At 41.5% G+C, this 14,912-nt stretch carries 18 protein-coding genes; 10 read left to right on the forward strand and 8 right to left on the reverse strand.

Going from position 1 to position 14,912, the window contains the following annotated elements; genetic code table 11:
* Nucleotides 1-466 (forward strand): BclA C-terminal domain-containing protein (locus CHH58_RS07335; protein ID WP_430980831.1); only part of this gene is annotated, 466 nt, incomplete at its 5' end.
* Between the two features lie 31 nt (nt 467-497).
* Here the strand turns inward: CHH58_RS07335 and CHH58_RS07340 are convergent.
* Nucleotides 498-941, reverse strand: coding sequence for a MarR family winged helix-turn-helix transcriptional regulator (locus tag CHH58_RS07340; protein ID WP_093880965.1), 444 nt, complete (start codon nt 939-941; stop codon nt 498-500).
* A 29-nt stretch (nt 942-970) separates the two neighbouring features.
* Nucleotides 971-2,179: an MFS transporter gene (locus CHH58_RS07345; RefSeq protein ID WP_170937553.1), complete on the reverse strand. Its 1,209-nt coding sequence runs from the start codon at nt 2,177-2,179 to the stop codon at nt 971-973.
* Nucleotides 2,180-2,298: 119 nt separating this feature from the next.
* Here CHH58_RS07345 and CHH58_RS07350 point away from each other — a divergent pair, with 119 nt between their 5' ends.
* The 4 genes from CHH58_RS07350 to CHH58_RS07365 all read left to right on the forward strand — a co-directional run bounded on the left by CHH58_RS07350 (nt 2,299) and on the right by CHH58_RS07365 (nt 6,144).
* Complete coding sequence (locus tag CHH58_RS07350; RefSeq protein ID WP_095231974.1) at nt 2,299-2,727, forward strand: NUDIX hydrolase; 429 nt, start codon at nt 2,299-2,301, stop codon at nt 2,725-2,727.
* A 336-nt stretch (nt 2,728-3,063) separates the two neighbouring features.
* On the forward strand, nt 3,064-4,341 hold the full coding sequence (locus CHH58_RS07355) for a DUF5068 domain-containing protein (protein WP_249275062.1): 1,278 nt from the start codon (nt 3,064-3,066) through the stop codon (nt 4,339-4,341).
* Nucleotides 4,342-4,669: 328 nt separating this feature from the next.
* Entirely contained in the window at nt 4,670-5,119 is a 450-nt protein-coding gene (locus CHH58_RS07360) for a flavodoxin (RefSeq protein ID WP_095227206.1), read from the forward strand.
* Nucleotides 5,107-6,144: a ribonucleotide-diphosphate reductase subunit beta gene (locus tag CHH58_RS07365; RefSeq protein WP_095227207.1), complete on the forward strand. Its 1,038-nt coding sequence runs from the start codon at nt 5,107-5,109 to the stop codon at nt 6,142-6,144. Before CHH58_RS07360 ends, CHH58_RS07365 begins: the two co-directional genes overlap by 13 nt.
* 34 nt (nt 6,145-6,178) lie before the next feature.
* Here the strand turns inward: CHH58_RS07365 and licT are convergent, their stop codons facing one another.
* The 3 genes from licT to CHH58_RS07380 form a co-directional block, all read right to left on the reverse strand.
* Nucleotides 6,179-7,024: a BglG family transcription antiterminator LicT gene (licT, locus tag CHH58_RS07370; protein ID WP_095231975.1), complete on the reverse strand. Its 846-nt coding sequence runs from the start codon at nt 7,022-7,024 to the stop codon at nt 6,179-6,181.
* A 407-nt stretch (nt 7,025-7,431) separates the two neighbouring features.
* Nucleotides 7,432-7,881 (reverse strand): spore coat protein, encoded by a 450-nt coding sequence (locus tag CHH58_RS07375; protein ID WP_095231976.1) that lies wholly within the window; start codon nt 7,879-7,881, stop codon nt 7,432-7,434.
* Between the two features lie 13 nt (nt 7,882-7,894).
* The gene (locus tag CHH58_RS07380) at nt 7,895-8,098 is read right to left on the reverse strand and encodes a spore coat protein (protein WP_249275063.1); all 204 of its coding nucleotides are present in this window, start codon (nt 8,096-8,098) and stop codon (nt 7,895-7,897) included.
* 353 nt (nt 8,099-8,451) lie between these two features.
* On the opposite strand from CHH58_RS07380, the gene CHH58_RS07385 reads away from it, so the two are divergent.
* Genes CHH58_RS07385 through CHH58_RS07395 form a run of 3 tightly spaced genes read left to right on the forward strand, consistent with a single transcriptional unit; the run spans nt 8,452 to nt 9,671 of the window.
* Nucleotides 8,452-8,991 carry a TetR/AcrR family transcriptional regulator gene (locus CHH58_RS07385; RefSeq protein WP_095262267.1) on the forward strand — a complete coding sequence of 180 codons (540 nt, stop codon included), beginning with the start codon at nt 8,452-8,454 and terminating at the stop codon, nt 8,989-8,991.
* On the forward strand, nt 8,987-9,307 hold the full coding sequence (locus tag CHH58_RS07390) for a DMT family transporter (protein WP_141234972.1): 321 nt from the start codon (nt 8,987-8,989) through the stop codon (nt 9,305-9,307). Before CHH58_RS07385 ends, CHH58_RS07390 begins: the two co-directional genes overlap by 5 nt.
* 13 nt (nt 9,308-9,320) lie before the next feature.
* Nucleotides 9,321-9,671: a DMT family transporter gene (locus tag CHH58_RS07395; protein WP_095227213.1), complete on the forward strand. Its 351-nt coding sequence runs from the start codon at nt 9,321-9,323 to the stop codon at nt 9,669-9,671.
* A 29-nt stretch (nt 9,672-9,700) separates the two neighbouring features.
* Here the strand turns inward: CHH58_RS07395 and CHH58_RS07400 are convergent, their stop codons facing one another.
* Genes CHH58_RS07400 through CHH58_RS07410 form a run of 3 tightly spaced genes read right to left on the reverse strand, consistent with a single transcriptional unit; the run spans nt 9,701 to nt 12,663 of the window.
* Nucleotides 9,701-10,705 carry a FecCD family ABC transporter permease gene (locus CHH58_RS07400; protein WP_095227214.1) on the reverse strand — a complete coding sequence of 335 codons (1,005 nt, stop codon included), beginning with the start codon at nt 10,703-10,705 and terminating at the stop codon, nt 9,701-9,703.
* Nucleotides 10,702-11,697 carry a FecCD family ABC transporter permease gene (locus tag CHH58_RS07405; protein WP_095262268.1) on the reverse strand — a complete coding sequence of 332 codons (996 nt, stop codon included), beginning with the start codon at nt 11,695-11,697 and terminating at the stop codon, nt 10,702-10,704. The genes CHH58_RS07400 and CHH58_RS07405 overlap by 4 nt, the downstream gene beginning before the upstream one ends.
* 42 nt (nt 11,698-11,739) lie before the next feature.
* Nucleotides 11,740-12,663 carry an iron-hydroxamate ABC transporter substrate-binding protein gene (locus CHH58_RS07410; protein WP_095227216.1) on the reverse strand — a complete coding sequence of 308 codons (924 nt, stop codon included), beginning with the start codon at nt 12,661-12,663 and terminating at the stop codon, nt 11,740-11,742.
* A 204-nt stretch (nt 12,664-12,867) separates the two neighbouring features.
* On the opposite strand from CHH58_RS07410, the gene CHH58_RS07415 reads away from it, so the two are divergent.
* Both CHH58_RS07415 and CHH58_RS07420 read left to right on the forward strand, forming a co-directional pair.
* On the forward strand, nt 12,868-13,914 hold the full coding sequence (locus tag CHH58_RS07415) for an NAD(P)/FAD-dependent oxidoreductase (protein ID WP_095227217.1): 1,047 nt from the start codon (nt 12,868-12,870) through the stop codon (nt 13,912-13,914).
* Nucleotides 13,915-14,139: 225 nt separating this feature from the next.
* The gene (locus tag CHH58_RS07420) at nt 14,140-14,889 is read left to right on the forward strand and encodes a hypothetical protein (RefSeq protein ID WP_095262269.1); all 750 of its coding nucleotides are present in this window, start codon (nt 14,140-14,142) and stop codon (nt 14,887-14,889) included.
* Nucleotides 14,890-14,912 lie beyond the last annotated feature (23 nt).

Below are 14,912 nucleotides of genomic sequence, written 5' to 3' on the forward strand. Positions count from 1 at the left end.
AACGGGAATTACCGGAGCGACAGGAGAAACCGGACTTACCGGAGCTACCGGAGAGGTTGTAACAGCATCTTCTATGTATGCGGCTAATACAATTGGTAGTACAATTCTTGTTCTACTCGGCGGTACTAACATACCTTTACCGAGTGCTCAGAACTTAGATGGATTCACTTATAATGCGGGAGCTGCTACATTTACGGTACCAGTCACGGGAAGATATTATATTGCGTATCAAATTAATACCACTGCAGCACTTCTAATTTCATCACGTGTCGTGGTAAACGGTGCGCAGGTTGCTGGCACGGTAATAGCCCCTGCTGTATCGATTTCCAACTATCAAGGTAATGTAATTGTAAACCTTACCGCTGGCAATACAGTCGCAGTTCAACTCTTTGGATTAGTAGGAACAGCCATTCTTAATGGCGGTGGCTCTACAGGAGCATCACTGACTATCATTCGTTTAAGTTAAAAATAGAGGTGTCACCAAAAAGGTGACACCTCTATTTCTTTTGTTCTCGTATGACGTTGTTGATCCGCACCATGGTTTCTGTCATTTGATGCAACTCCTCAAGGTCGATTTTGGAATAATATTTATCGATGAGTATCTCATCTAATTGCTTGAGACTATCCATATATTCTCGACCGTTGTTACCAAGAGCTAAAAAGTATTCCCGTTTATTTGTAGGGTTAGCTTGCTTCGTAATCATATCTCTTTTCTCCAGTTTAGATAGCACTTGGCTAACAGCACTTTTGGAGATACCGAAATCTGCTGCAATATCATTGGCGGTAGTTTGTTTGTTTCTCTGGATATAAGACAGCATGTATTCTTGCTGAACAGTTAAATCCAGCTCATCAAGTTTCTTTGTCTCTTGGGAGATAAGAATGCCAAACTCCTCATAGGCTTCATTCATTCTTCGGATAATTTCCTTATACGAACGGCTCATATGCATCGTTCCTTCCAAAACAACTTCTTTTATTGCATATTACGCCATTTTTTAGCTTTTGCAAATACTAGGGCTGCCATAAGTAATCCAGCACCGGCAAATGCGGCAAGCAGAATACGTGCAGAAAAACCAGCGCTCATCAGGGAACTGAACAGGGTTTGAGAAATAGGGTCAAATGCTGTGGAAGCCAAGAATACGATACTCATGACCCTTCCCATCATCGCAGGATCTGTTTTCTCCTGAATGATGACATCAGTCGGAATGTACGTTATAAAACCGAAAAATCCAATCACTGCTGCAACCGGGATCAGCCAATGTAAACTTGGGATTTGACTAAAGAATCCAAGAGCTAAAACACTGGCAATCAGGAATATAAGAATTAGCCTTCCACGGTTCTTTTTTAGTGTGAAAAAAAGTAGGAAGATAGTGGCTGTTAGGGAACCAACAGAGAAACCAGCCTCTAGAAAGCTAAGATCCAAAGCGCTGCCGCCAAGTTCTTCAGCCAGGATAGGCAAGCTAAGGAACATCGGACCGAAAACAAAGAAATTCACGATGATAATAATGCTTATTGCAGATATATAAATAGAAGAGGATCGCAGATAACGATATCCTTCTTTAAATTCCGTAATAAATGAAGTTTTTTCTTTGTGTTTATCTGGTTTTGCATCCTTAATAAAAGCTGGGAAAACAAAACAAGCTCCTATTAAAGTAGCTGCAATGCTGACAGCAAAAGTAGCGCTGAAATTGTAATAATGCAAGATGGCTCCGGCAGCAACTGGACCAATTAAATAGAGCAGTTCCTGAGAGCTATGAATAAGTGTATTGGCAGGCTGCAATTGTTTCTGAGAAACAATACTCGGTATTAAAGACGAAAGAGCTGGGAAGAAAAAACCATCCAAACAGCCGATGAAAAAGGACACAATCAGGAGTAGAGCTAAAGTTAAGGAATCATCCATTACGCTCCAAAGCAGGATACCTAGTAAAACTCCCTTTAGCAATTGAGTACTGAACAAAATCTTTGATTTCTGTATGCGATCAGCAAGTACACCGCCAATTATCATTGTGATCATACGCGGTATCGAAGCAGCTGCCATTACTAAGCCAAGATACTGAGGGTGATGCAGCACATCAACCACATACCAGGACACTGTAATCATATACATGGAGAAACTCAAGACCGTAAAGAGTTCGGAAAAGAGAAGCCAGCTGAATTGTTTGTTCTTAAATAAAGCCTTCATCGTTAAGCACCTCATAAATTAAGTTAACTAAACTAAACTATATGAGTTTCTTTTATTGTTGTCAACAGGGAAACGTCTATTGGTATATACTGGAGATAGAGAATAGAGGAGGTATGGAGATGAAAGAAGTACGAGTAGCCTACGCATTGATTCATAGTGAAGAGACACAGCAAGTTCTTATGGTACATAATAAAAAGAACGGCAGTTGGACATTACCAGGCGGCTTAGTCGAACCAAGCGAATCATTGGCCGAAGCTGCAGTACGGGAAGCAAAGGAAGAAACAGGCTTGGATGTAGAAGTAACAACTATCCTTGCTGTGAATGAGGCTAAATTACAAGTGAAAAATGAACATGTTACCTTTGTGACGTTTAAAGCTAAGCGGATTAATGGAGAAATTCTGATTCAGGATACAGAAAAAATAGCCGAAGCTGTATGGAAGTCTTATTCCGAAGCGGATGAAGTGATGACGTACCATCCGGGTGGAATTGAGAGCCTTCTTCGAAATGGCGTGCCTTATGTGTATGAAGGAGTTATTGTTCCGACTTAGGATGAAGTACAGGTATTAGACAACTGCGAATATGGAATAGAAAGAGCGTATAGCTTGGAGGAAGTTGGTTTATCCTTCGAATATAGTTATGAAAAAGGAGATTGCATACGCGATCTCCTTTTTTCTAATTAATGTAGTTTGTTGAAGTGGTGGATAAGGGTGAAAAACATTGATATGAAGCATCATAGAGCGATTTAGGTCCTTTATACTGTAATACATAAGGAGTCCTGGAAAAGAAAGGTGCTATAAAACGAAATTTACTACTAAATGCCGATATTGTAAGAATATAGAACATGTTACGCTAATTAACAGAAGTTTTGAATGGAGGATGAAAAATTGAATAAAAAATTAATGCTACTCTTTGGCGCGATTCTTTCTGTATTTATTATTAGTGGTTGCGGAAGTGACAGTGAGAAAACAAGCACAGAAGAAAAACCAGCAGCATCTAAAGCAGCAGACAGTGAAGATAATACGGAAGTAAAAGCAGAGAAAGACTCTTCTGATAATAAAGAAGCAGCGGCAGCTGATTCCGAATCTGCAGATTTCACAGAACTTATTGATTATATGAAAACAACTATGGATGCGGAGGAAACAACTGTTTTTTATGAAGTCTCTGAACCACAAACACATGAAATGGAAGGTGTCACAGTCTCTTTGGATGCATACTCCCTTGTCGGTTTAAAGGATTTCCATACAGATTACAGTATTCCTTTTGATGACGAGACAAATGGTGCTGTCGTTCTTGCTAAGTACACCGTAACGAATGACACAGATACGGAAGTATATTATATGCCTAAGATTGATTTGACGTATTCCAGCGGACAAGTGTATAACAGCGATTACGGTGAAATTGTTCCAGAGGATCAACAGCTTTTCAATAAACTGCATCCAGATGATAAATATGCGCTTGGAGCCGGAGAATCAGTAACTGGTTACATAGCATATCCGTTCGGTACATCTGAACTTGAAACAGTAATGACGGAAGGCTCAGCTTTAATCGAAGTTCCGGCTGCACAAGCTAAGCCTGATGATTTCGGGAACGCAATCGGACAGCCTGGCAAGTTCACTATCAACTTCGATGAAGCAGGAGCAGAACAAACAAAAGCAAATGCAGAGTTTTACCAGGATGCAATTTCTGTTGATAATATGGGTGAAAAAACAATGATTGAGGAGAAGGAAGGCATCGGGCAAAGTAAGGATCTGGGTGATTCAACCATTACATTGGATGGCTATCAGTTCACAGATTTTACACCAAATGAATATGAAGCACCTCGCTTTGAGAATTTCCAAAATGGGGTCGTCCTGCTGACTGTTAAATTCAACGTCGATAACAAAGGACCAGACAATATCGGATTGGATAACATTGCATCCAATCTTTATGTAAATGATAGTTCGCAGTATCAAATGAGCGAACGTATGCTATCTCCTTATGAGTACCAGCAAAGCATTGCAGCTGGTGACTCTGGTGAATTGCTTCAGGTATATGTACTTGATAAAGAGCAGTACGACAAGATATGGAAAGATAAAGCGTTCGATATCGAACTTGGACCTTTGTATGATGAAAATTCAGAGGATATTTCCAAAGGAAAGAAAGCTGAATTCAAACTTAAATAAAAAGTCTACCTTTACTTTGGGTAATAGCCACTTAGAAGTTTGGGAGATGAACCGGTTGGCACCTGCCAGCCGGTTTTTTAATGATGCTAAGAATATAATGAATAGGGATACAGCTGATCAAGGTGCTTAATTTAATCCTGTAAACAATATGTTCACAAAAGTAAACTAAATAGACACTATATGTGTGTTAATATAAGGTCGCGATATCTATATATAGTTTAATTTGCTGTGGTAAGGGAACAGCTTACAGTATCGAAGAGACTCGGATTATGATAAAATGATGGGACTGACTTTTATGAAGGTACTTTCTGAAAGAGGATCTGCAATAATGTCGAACCCGAAAAAAACAAAAAACTTACTCATCGCCTATGCTTCCGTTAGCGGTAATACGAAGGAAGTTGCAAAGCTTATTGCGGATGAACTGACACATAAGCAGCAGGACGTGACGCTTTATTGCATGAATGGCAATGAGCCGTTTCCTCATGTGCCAGATTATGATGCTATGCTGATTGGTACGTATACATGGGGATCAGGTGATACCCCATTCGATGTGAAGGATTTTGTGGCGGATGTTGGATATAAGCCGGAGAATGTGTTCGTTTTCGGCACTGGTGATACGCAGTTTGGCGGTGATGATATGTTTTGCATGGCAGCGGACAAGCTAGCCAAATTCTATCATTCGCCAATTGCCCCGCTCAAAATAGAACAATCACCAAGAGGATCACAGGAAGAAGAAGTATTGAAATGGACGAGAGGAGTATTGGAATGTCTAAATTGATGAAGGCTACCGTTTTGGAGCCGACGAATCCAAATAAATCAACTGCATTATTTAACGGAGATGCAAGCGGAATCCTACATTGGGATAACGTTGCTTACCCGCATTTCTATGAACTGCGCAAAACGATTCGCGGTTTGTTCTGGACTGCCAATGAAGTGAATATGGTGGCAGATACGAAGCAATTTGCGAATCTATCCGATCAGGAGCGGACAGCATTCCTGAAAATTATCGGTTTGCTGGCGACATTGGACGGTCCTCAAACGGATATCGCCTCTAAAATAGCTGCTTATTCGACAGACCCAAGTGTAAAATCGATTTTAGCAACAATTGCTGATCAGGAAAGCGAGCATAACCATAGCTATACGTATGTACTTGCTTCAGTTACAAATTACGATAACCAAATTACGTCCTTTAACGAAGGACGTACGGATAAGGTTTTATTGGAACGGAACGAAAGAATCGCAGCTGTATATAACGAATTCGCCCAAAATCCGACAATTGAGACAGTGCTAAAAGCAATGGTGTACTCTACACTTTTGGAAGGATTATTCTTCTATAGTGGATTCGCGTTCTTCTATAACTTGGCGCGTAATCAGAAAATGGTCGGTACATCGACGATGATTTCCTACATCAACCGGGATGAACTGCATCATGGTCGTTTTATCAGTGAATTGTTCCGTGCGACACTAGCGGAAAATCCAGAGTACAATAACGACGAATTCATTGAGTGGGTATATGATCAATTCCGTCATTCAGTAGAGCAAGAAGCGCGCTGGAGCCGTTATGTATTGGACGGTATCGATGGAATCAACCTGGATGACATGGAAGGCTACGTGAAATATCGTGCGAATAAAATGCTTCGTATGCTTGGACTGAGCGAAATTTACGAAGGCTACGAAAAGAACCCGATGAAATGGATTCGTGCCTACACGGATAACTTCAATGGTACGAAATCCGATTTCTTTGAACAAAAATCCCGTCAGTACACGAAAACAAGTGATTTGAACGGATTCGATGATCTATAAAAACAGCAATAGAGCCAGCCGGTGACGGCTGGCTCTATCTGTATTCCTCTTTCTTTTGAACGATTCGGTGAATATGGATCGTCAGGTAAAGTAAATCTTCATTGGTCAGCTGCTCCTGGTACATCTTTTGGATGTAGGACTGGACCTTCTGCGCACATGCAAAGGCTTTACTATAATTGGTCTTTACCATTTCGAATAAGCTATTATCTTCGTCCTTTTGTTTGCGGTGATTCAAGATCCTCTGGGCAAAGAACTTCAAGTGTGTAACAAATCGGTAGTAGGCTAGCGACTCTTCATCGTATTCGATACCAAAATGGAATTTAACAATATGAAGGACATCCTGGATGAACTTCGTAATATTGATCATTACTGGCATGTCTTCATTCATTTGAGCATTGACGATATGCAAGGCAATGAAGCCTGCTTCGTCCTCAGGCAGAATGATGCCGACTTTTTCCGCAATAATCGAAAGCGCATGCTGTCCGATACGATATTCATCTGGATAAAATCGTTTGGTTTCCCAAAGCATTGCATTCTTAATATCGATTCCCTGCTTGAATCTTTCAACCGCATAGTAGATATGATCAGTTAGGCTGACATAGATATTGTCATGTATTTTCTTATTTGTGTGTTGCTTGGCATATTGGATAATCTCTTCAGATACTTCGACAAAGGAAAGCGGAATCTCAGATAATAATTCCATCAGTCGTTTGTTCATTTCCTTATCATCGAGCTTGAATGTCTTTTCAATCCTCGTTTCATCCACTTCATCGCCAGCTTTACAGCCAAAGGCAATTCCACGCCCCATGATGACAAGCTCTTGCTCCTGCTCGTCCAAGACGGTGATGACGTTATTATTCAACACTTGCTTGATCTGCATCAGGACCACCTATTCCTTAAAAAGGATAAACTATCTAGGTCTATAGTATAGGAAAATGATAACGATTACAATCGACATTATCTTAATTACATGACAAATTAGTGAGCAGATTTACTTTCCCTTTAAAAAGGGTCCTTTTATGCTGGAAAGCAAATTTGATTTTGTTATTTTAATATTGTTTTATCGCGCGTTGAGTATACTATCAACAACGTTATTTCTTGTAGGTATAAGAAAAAAATCACTATCAAAAGAATAAATAATAATAAAACTAGGTGCTGCAGATGCAGCATCATTTACGTGTTGAATAGTATATCAAGTAAATAAAATAACATGGCAAAAAATTATGTGAAATAATTCTATACTATGTAAAGAAATAGAGCCGAGCAGTGCACTCGGCTCCTTAGGACTTACAGGATATCTACTCTTACAAGTAGTGCCACTAGCAATTGAACAAGCAATTGAACATTTACAGCTATATCAGTATCTGTGGTTGTTACTCTAACATTACGGGAATTTTTCACAAAGGTCTTTTGAACATTTTTCTGTTTTACAGTAGCTTTCTGGAAGAGTTCCTGGGCAATCTGATCTGATCTGCTGCTATCTGCAATAGAGATATTCAAGATGACTGCAATAGCTGCTTGCAAAGCCGCTTGAATAGTCAGAGCCGCTTGCGTGTCAGTTGTTGATACTTCTACATCTACAGAATCGATAACATAGATACTTTCCTTAGAAAACTGTTCTGTTACGGATTTTTGTCTAGCTTCTTGATTCACATCAGGGTCAGAGAAGTTTTTTGCAGTTCTTGGATCTAGAGCACTCCACTTTTGATTATTATCTGGACGCCAAACATCACTCATCTATATCACCTCCTTAATCTAGTATTCGTTTAAGTTCTAACTGAAGTTCGTCAGAAATCTTCTTGATTTGATTTTTTCTTTCAGGGGAAAGGTTCCGTAGAGCATTATCGGATACCCCATGCTTTGCTAGAACATCCGTTAGCAGTAAATCCATAATGGATCCCTTAGGATTGCTTCCAGCAGCTTCCATGAATTTTTTTTTGAAATTCTCATCCATGAATGGCCAGCCTCCTTCTTTAATAAGTTTTTCATTCGTATAGTGTAGACTATGAGGAAATGCAATATTGTAGTGGGTAGATTACAGCTATGAAAAACCTATTTTTTCGGAAACTAGAATAGATGTCCCTGTTTTAACTAGATAAAAGTCCTTATATAAGTAAAAATAGGACAGGTGTCTCTATTAGGTTTATGAAATATTTTTTAAGTACTTTAGTGTCGTTATAGAAGTTGATAGGCAGATGGTGTGCCATGTCTTCTTGTCGATTTCTTGTGCGGTTTTATTTGATTTGTCAAAAGCAAATGAAGGTGTTATCTTAATACTGTACCGTCTGGACGGTTAGGAGAGATAAAATGAAGACACAAGATAAAATCCTGGATGCAGCAGCTGTGCTTATCCTGGAAGAGGGCGTCAGTAACGTCACACTCGAGAAGATAGCTAAGCGTGCGGAAATCAGCAAAGGTGGCTTGCTGTATCATTACGGCACAAAGGAAGCATTGTTTCAGGAGTTGAATGTAGCTGCCCTCAGGGAATTTGATGAGGCAATTGTCCAATATCTAAATAAACAACCAAATGGAAGAGGCGCGTATGCAAGGGCATATGCATTAGCAACAATAGAAGATATCCAAAAAGGCGGCACACATCGCAGCAGTGCACTTATTTCTATCTTCAGTGACCACCCAGAAATCATGGCAATTTGGAAAGAAGGCTATGCGAGATGGCAGGAGCAGTTTGACCAAGATGGGTTGGATTGGGAAGAAGCTGCCACCATTCGCTATGTTTGTGATGGCCTTTGGTTCAATGAAATGGCTGGCACAACAAGCACATCTGCCATTGCTGCGGACTTATTGCACAATCTGCTAGCACGTATAGACAAGGGAGAGGGGGATTAATATGTCTTATTTATTCTTGGCTGCATCCATCTTATTCGAAGTATTCAGCTCCACAATGCTGAAATTATCGGATGGATTTAAACGCCTGCTGCCAGTCATTGGAATTGTTCTGGGGTATGGCATCAGCTTTTACGCACTATCCATCACATTACAGTCCCTTCCGCTAGGAGTTGTCTATGCGACGTGGAGTGGTGTTGGGACCATTTTGACTGTTGTGATCGGTATATTACTTTTCAAAGAGAGGGTCAATAAAAAGGGTGTTCTGGGCATCGCCATACTGCTTGTCGGGCTTGTATTGATGAATTTATCGAAGTGAAGGTGGATGTAATATGAAAGCAGGTATATTTCTTGCACTAGCAATTGTACTGGAGACGATCGCTTCTTCTATGCTGAAAGTATCAGATGGTTTTTCTGTCTTACTTCCGTCGATAATCGTAGTGGTCGGATATCTAGGCGCATTCCTATTTTTATCTTTCACGCTGAAGTCCATGTCACTATCTACTGCTTACGCGACTTGGTCTGGAGCTGGCACAGCTCTTACAGCAATGATTGGAATCACTGTATTTGGAGAATCGGCTTCCTGGATGAAGTTTATCGGCTTGGCATTGGTTATTGTCGGACTTGTGTTATTGAATACACAGCATAAAGAGGCAAAAGAAAAAGAGGCATCAGCTCAATAAGAAAAGAGGTACTGCGCATGCAGTACCTCTTATTTTTTCAACAAAAGATAAAGAAAATAAGGAGCGCCTATGAAGGCGACAACGATGCCAGCAGGCAGTCCATCAACCGTGGTTATATTCCGCCCGATCGTATCTGCCAGAAGTAACAGCCAGCCGCCGATCAATGAGGCAACAGGGAGCACGTACTGATGTCTGGCACCTACAAGCGCTCGTGCGATATGAGGTGCCATCAAACCAACAAAGCTGATTCCTCCAGCAACCGATACAGCCGCTGCAGCAATTGCTACTGCTGCGACCATAAGAATGATACGATCGCGATTCAGTTGAACACCGATACCAACTCCGACTTCTTCACTTAGAGCCAATACATTGAGCCGATTCGCCATATAAAGTGTAAGCGGCAGGATGATAAGAATCCACGGTAATAGTGCAAGGACGAATGGCCAGTCCGTACCCCAAATATTTCCCGCTAGCCACTTAGCGATAAAATCTACTTTCTCCCTGTCAGCGGAGGATATTAGGACAATCATCATACCGGATAAAGCCATGGAAAAACCGACACCGACCAATACAAGACGTACCGGCTGGAGGCCGTGCTGTTTGCTGTAGGAGAAAAGATAAATCAGCATGGCTGTCAAAAGTGCACTCACAAATCCAACAAGCGGCAGGACATATGCAAAGCTTCCTGCATCAATTGGCATGAATAAGAAAAACACTGCAATACCTAATCCGGCACCGGAATTGATACCGATGATTCCGGGATCTGTCAGATCATTCCTCGTAATTCCTTGCAGAATTGTACCGGACAGGGCTAATGCCATTCCGGCAAGCAGTGTAACTGTAATACGAGGAAGCCGTATATCAAACAAAACGAATGATTCAGGGAAAGTTCCATTGCCAAATAGCGTTGGCAGTAAACGGTTATAAGATAACGAGGCAGGTCCAAGCCCCATACCGATGATGATTGTAATAAGGATCAATGCAGTAAGAGAAATCAACAGGATAGCCTGTCTGCTTTTCTTTGCAGTTTTCATGAGTATGCGCGACCTCCCCGATGGACGATGAATAAGAAGAATGGCAGACCAAGTGAAGCGACGATAGCTACAAGTGGTGTTTCATAAGGTGCATTGATCGTCCGCGCAGCCGTATCAGCGAGCAGCATGAAGGTTCCTCCGGCAAAGAACGACAACGGCAGTATATACCGATAATCCGTGCCAGCAAAAAAGCGGACAATATGAGGAATCATTAAACCGATGAAGGTCATGTTTCCAACCAAAGCGACAGATGCTCCTGCCAGCAGAATAGTCACAAGGAATAATAATGCCTTGATTGCAAAGGTCTTCTGACCAAGGCCCACAGCTACTTCATCACTTAAGCTGAGCAGCGTCAGCTGATGCGAAAGAAATAACGACAAGATGATTCCTGCCAGTATGATTGGAATAAAGAGCTTTAACTGCGTCCAGTTAACACCGACAAGTCCACCTGCTGTCCAAGCAGAAACCTGTTTAGACAGTTTAAAGCTTAAGCCAATCGCTTCGGATACCGCATATAATAAGGCGGATACAGCAGCACCAGCCAGGACGACTTTGATTGGGGAAAGACCGCCAAGACGAAGTGATCCAATCCCGAATACAAGACCGGCGCCAACAGCAGCACCGATAAAGCAGGCAATTATAATAACAATGTAATTTGCTTGGGGGATGAACGCTATAGCAGCTGCCAGCGCTGCATTCGCTCCAGCGGTCAAACCGAGCAGGCCCGGATCTGCGAGCGGATTACGTGTCATACCCTGCATAATGGCACCCGCCACAGCTAAAGCTGCTCCAACAAAAAAGGCTCCAACTTCGCGCGGCAGCCGGTTTTCACGGATGATCAGAATATCATCATTTGTTTGATTACTGAATAGTGCGTTCCAGATATCACGTAAGGAAATATCGGCAGCACCCAGAGACAAAGCCACAGCAAATGCTGCGATAGATAATAGGATTCCAATAACAAGTTTCAAAGCAAATGGTATGTTCTTCATCGGCCAGCCATCTTTCTATGTAAGGATAAGGGAAAGAGCTTCCTATTTTCCTAGGAAGCTCTCTTTGATAAATTCTAACTGATAATCCAGTGTATTGGAATCGTTAAAGTAGAAGGCATTTCCATCAACTTCATATACCTGATTGTTTTTTGCGGCAGTCGTATTCTGGAAGGACTCGGAATCTTCGACAGATGTATCTGCATCATCGAATTTGCTGAAAATGACATAGTCACCCATATACTCAGGCAATACTTCTGTCGATAATGCGAAGTAACCTGCCTCCAGTGCATCCTCTTTCACTTTCTCCGGCATATTCAAGCCCATTGCCTGGTACAGCACTTCTGTTCCGCGTCCCCAGTTATCGCCGTACACGTACAGCTGTTTATCGAAGTTCTCGACAACGGATACTGTTGCGTCAGCTCCGATTTTATCCTTAATCTGTTCACCAGTTTCTGTTGCACGTTTTGTAAAATCATCAGCCCAGGCTTGCGCTTCATCCTCTTTATTGACAAGCTTACCGATCTCAACATGCTGATCAAGATAGTTCAATTTACCATAAGTGAACGTAACAGTAGGTGCAATTTCTTTCAGCTTTTCTAGGTTTTTCAAACCGGTAAGGCCTATAATCAAGTCCGGTTTGAGCTCAATGATCTTCTCAAGATCATCTTCGGTTACTTCCTCTGCATCCTTCAAAGCATCCTTAAAGCGTGGATTCTGCATGGACCAGGCATCTGCTCCGACAATCTGAACATCCAAATCGATTAAATCGCCCACATAAGAGGAAAGAACTATAACTCGCTGTGGATTAGCGGGCACCTCAACTGAGCCATCTTCGGATTCGTATGTATGGGTTTCGTTCTCATTTCCGGATGAAGACGCTTTCTCTTCGGAACCAGATGAATTATTGCTGCCACAAGCAGCTAATACAAGCACTAAAATAAATAATAACGGGAATAGCTTTTTCATTATGTATGTCACTCCTCATGTTATAGGGGGGAGTGCCCTGTTAGGGGGACAGGGCACCAGGGTTATACGATGAGAATGATTATCAATCTCGCTTGATTCCATCATAAAGGCAGAAAATTTGTATGTCAACATTGATTTTGAGAATTTTTTCCGGTATATTTGAATGAGAATGATTATCACTATCGGATTAAAGGAGGAGTCAGTGTGCAGGAAGAATTGCTCTATGATGTTACGATCATTGGTGGAGGTCCAGCGGGATTATATTCTGCTTTCTATAGTGGGTTACGGCAAATGAAGACGAAAATCATCGAGTTTCAGCCTTATTTGGGCGGTAAGCTCCATGTTTATCCGGAAAAGATGATTTGGGACGTGGGCGGATTACCACCGCTTCCGGCGGGCAAGCTGATTGACCAGCTGACAGAGCAGGCGCTTACCTTCGATCCGGAAGTGGTATTGAACGAGAAAGTAACAAGTATCAAGCGGAACGATGATGGTATTTTTGAACTTCACGCTGCAAGTGGTACAGTCCACTATTCGAAGACAATCATTGTAGCAGTCGGCGGGGGAATACTTAATCCGCAAAAACTGTCTATCGAAGGTTGTGAAAGGTTTGAGGTAGCGAATCTTAACTATACAGTGAAAGACATGCAGCGTTTCAAGGATAAGACTGTCATTATCTCTGGTGGCGGTAACTCTGCTGTCGATTGGGCAAATGAGTTGGAGCCTATCGCGAAACAGGTATACGTTACATATCGCAATGAGGCGCTGAAAGGTCATGAAGCATCAGTAGAGCGATTGCAGTGCAGCGGTGCCAAGTGTTTCCTTTGTACATCAATTACGAAACTCGTGGCATGTCCGAACCAGCAACATATTGAACGTGTGGAACTGACGAATCACGATACCAACGAGACTACTTTCTTGCCAATTGATGAGGTAATTGTGAATCATGGCTATGAACGGGATATGGATCTGATTCAAAACAGCGAAGTGGATATTGAGCTTTTGGATAATTACTATATCGCTGGAACATCAAGCGGGGAGTCCTCTGTACCTGGTCTGTTTGCTGCAGGAGATATTCTGAAGCATGATGGCAAGGTCACCTTGATTGCCGGCTGTTTCCAGGATGCAGCGAATGCTGTCAATAAAGCGAAACAGTTTATCGAGCCCGCTGCAGACAGCTGGGGTATGGTTTCTTCTCATAACGTATTGTTCAAGCAGCGTAATAAAGAGCTTACACAGAAATTGGTATAAGAGCGCATATTGCGCTCTTTTTTCTTTTTCTACAGAAAAGAAAATTGAGCATTTGGACGAACAGAAGCGACACAGACTATTGGCAGATATTTTAAAGTAAAACGCTTAGTATAACAGAATCAGAACCGAATCCATATTTATGAAGAAAGTACCTTTATTTTACATAAGATTACAATATCTGCTTATTTCTTGATACCAGGTGGTATAGCTTAGCGAGGTGATGAGATGAGTAAAAAAATTCTGATTGCGCCATTTGCTGCATTAATCCTATTCCTGTGTGGCTGTGGGACGAGCGCAACCGACGATACTACAAGCGACGAAAAAGCTAAGAGCGAAGCAACGGAAACGGCGTCTGATAATGAGAATGAAGGATCATCGGACTCAGATACATCTACTAGTAAAGACGAAAAAGCAGCAAAACCAGATGATTTTTTTGCATCAGAAGAGGACAGTGAAGAAATGCCTGAAAGTGATTCTCCTGTTCAAGAGGAAGGAACAGATGCATTGGAAGCTGACACATTAGAAGCAGGAACCTCATCTGCTGAACCAGTAGATGGAAAAGTAACATTTGAAGGGATTTCATTTGAACTGCCGTCTGATTATATTTCTCTAGGTAAGATGGAAGAAATGGGCATACCGATGGTTGGTTATCAATATGGATCAACAACAATCAGTGTCGTAGCAGAGGACATTTCTACATTCCCAGATCTTACACTGGAAACGTATATTGCACTAGCAAAACAGCAAACCGGCTATGAGTATACTAGCGATGAAACATACGAGATTAATAGCTTGGAAACGAATGAACTTATCAGTATGATGGACGGCTTCACGTTACAGCAGAATACTATCATTCATGATGGAACAGCATATATTTTCTCTTTCAATACAATGGATGAGACATATGAACAAGATAAGGAAGTCTTCAAAGCAATATTGGAATCAGTTTCATTTGAGAGTGAAAGTAATATCTAAAAAAGAAGCCGCCGGAGCGCAGC

Source organism: Terribacillus saccharophilus (genome assembly GCF_002272745.1).
Lineage (GTDB): Bacteria > Bacillota > Bacilli > Bacillales > Amphibacillaceae > Terribacillus > Terribacillus saccharophilus_B.

Coding starts and splice junctions, on each gene's coding strand:
- CHH58_RS07380 (WP_249275063.1), bottom strand. CDS start 8,098: ATGGATGAGAATTTCAAAAAAAAATTCATGGAAGCTGCTGGAAGCAAT.
- CHH58_RS07410 (WP_095227216.1), bottom strand. CDS start 12,663: ATGAAAAAGCTATTCCCGTTATTATTTATTTTAGTGCTTGTATTAGCT.
- CHH58_RS07360 (WP_095227206.1), top strand. CDS start 4,670: ATGTCGAACCCGAAAAAAACAAAAAACTTACTCATCGCCTATGCTTCC.
- CHH58_RS07340 (WP_093880965.1), bottom strand. CDS start 941: ATGAGCCGTTCGTATAAGGAAATTATCCGAAGAATGAATGAAGCCTAT.
- CHH58_RS07350 (WP_095231974.1), top strand. CDS start 2,299: ATGAAAGAAGTACGAGTAGCCTACGCATTGATTCATAGTGAAGAGACA.
- CHH58_RS07385 (WP_095262267.1), top strand. CDS start 8,452: ATGAAGACACAAGATAAAATCCTGGATGCAGCAGCTGTGCTTATCCTG.
- licT (WP_095231975.1), bottom strand. CDS start 7,024: ATGCAGATCAAGCAAGTGTTGAATAATAACGTCATCACCGTCTTGGAC.
- CHH58_RS07375 (WP_095231976.1), bottom strand. CDS start 7,881: ATGAGTGATGTTTGGCGTCCAGATAATAATCAAAAGTGGAGTGCTCTA.
- CHH58_RS07420 (WP_095262269.1), top strand. CDS start 14,140: ATGAGTAAAAAAATTCTGATTGCGCCATTTGCTGCATTAATCCTATTC.
- CHH58_RS07400 (WP_095227214.1), bottom strand. CDS start 10,705: ATGAAAACTGCAAAGAAAAGCAGACAGGCTATCCTGTTGATTTCTCTT.
- CHH58_RS07345 (WP_170937553.1), bottom strand. CDS start 2,179: ATGAAGGCTTTATTTAAGAACAAACAATTCAGCTGGCTTCTCTTTTCC.
- CHH58_RS07405 (WP_095262268.1), bottom strand. CDS start 11,697: ATGAAGAACATACCATTTGCTTTGAAACTTGTTATTGGAATCCTATTA.
- CHH58_RS07365 (WP_095227207.1), top strand. CDS start 5,107: ATGTCTAAATTGATGAAGGCTACCGTTTTGGAGCCGACGAATCCAAAT.
- CHH58_RS07395 (WP_095227213.1), top strand. CDS start 9,321: ATGAAAGCAGGTATATTTCTTGCACTAGCAATTGTACTGGAGACGATC.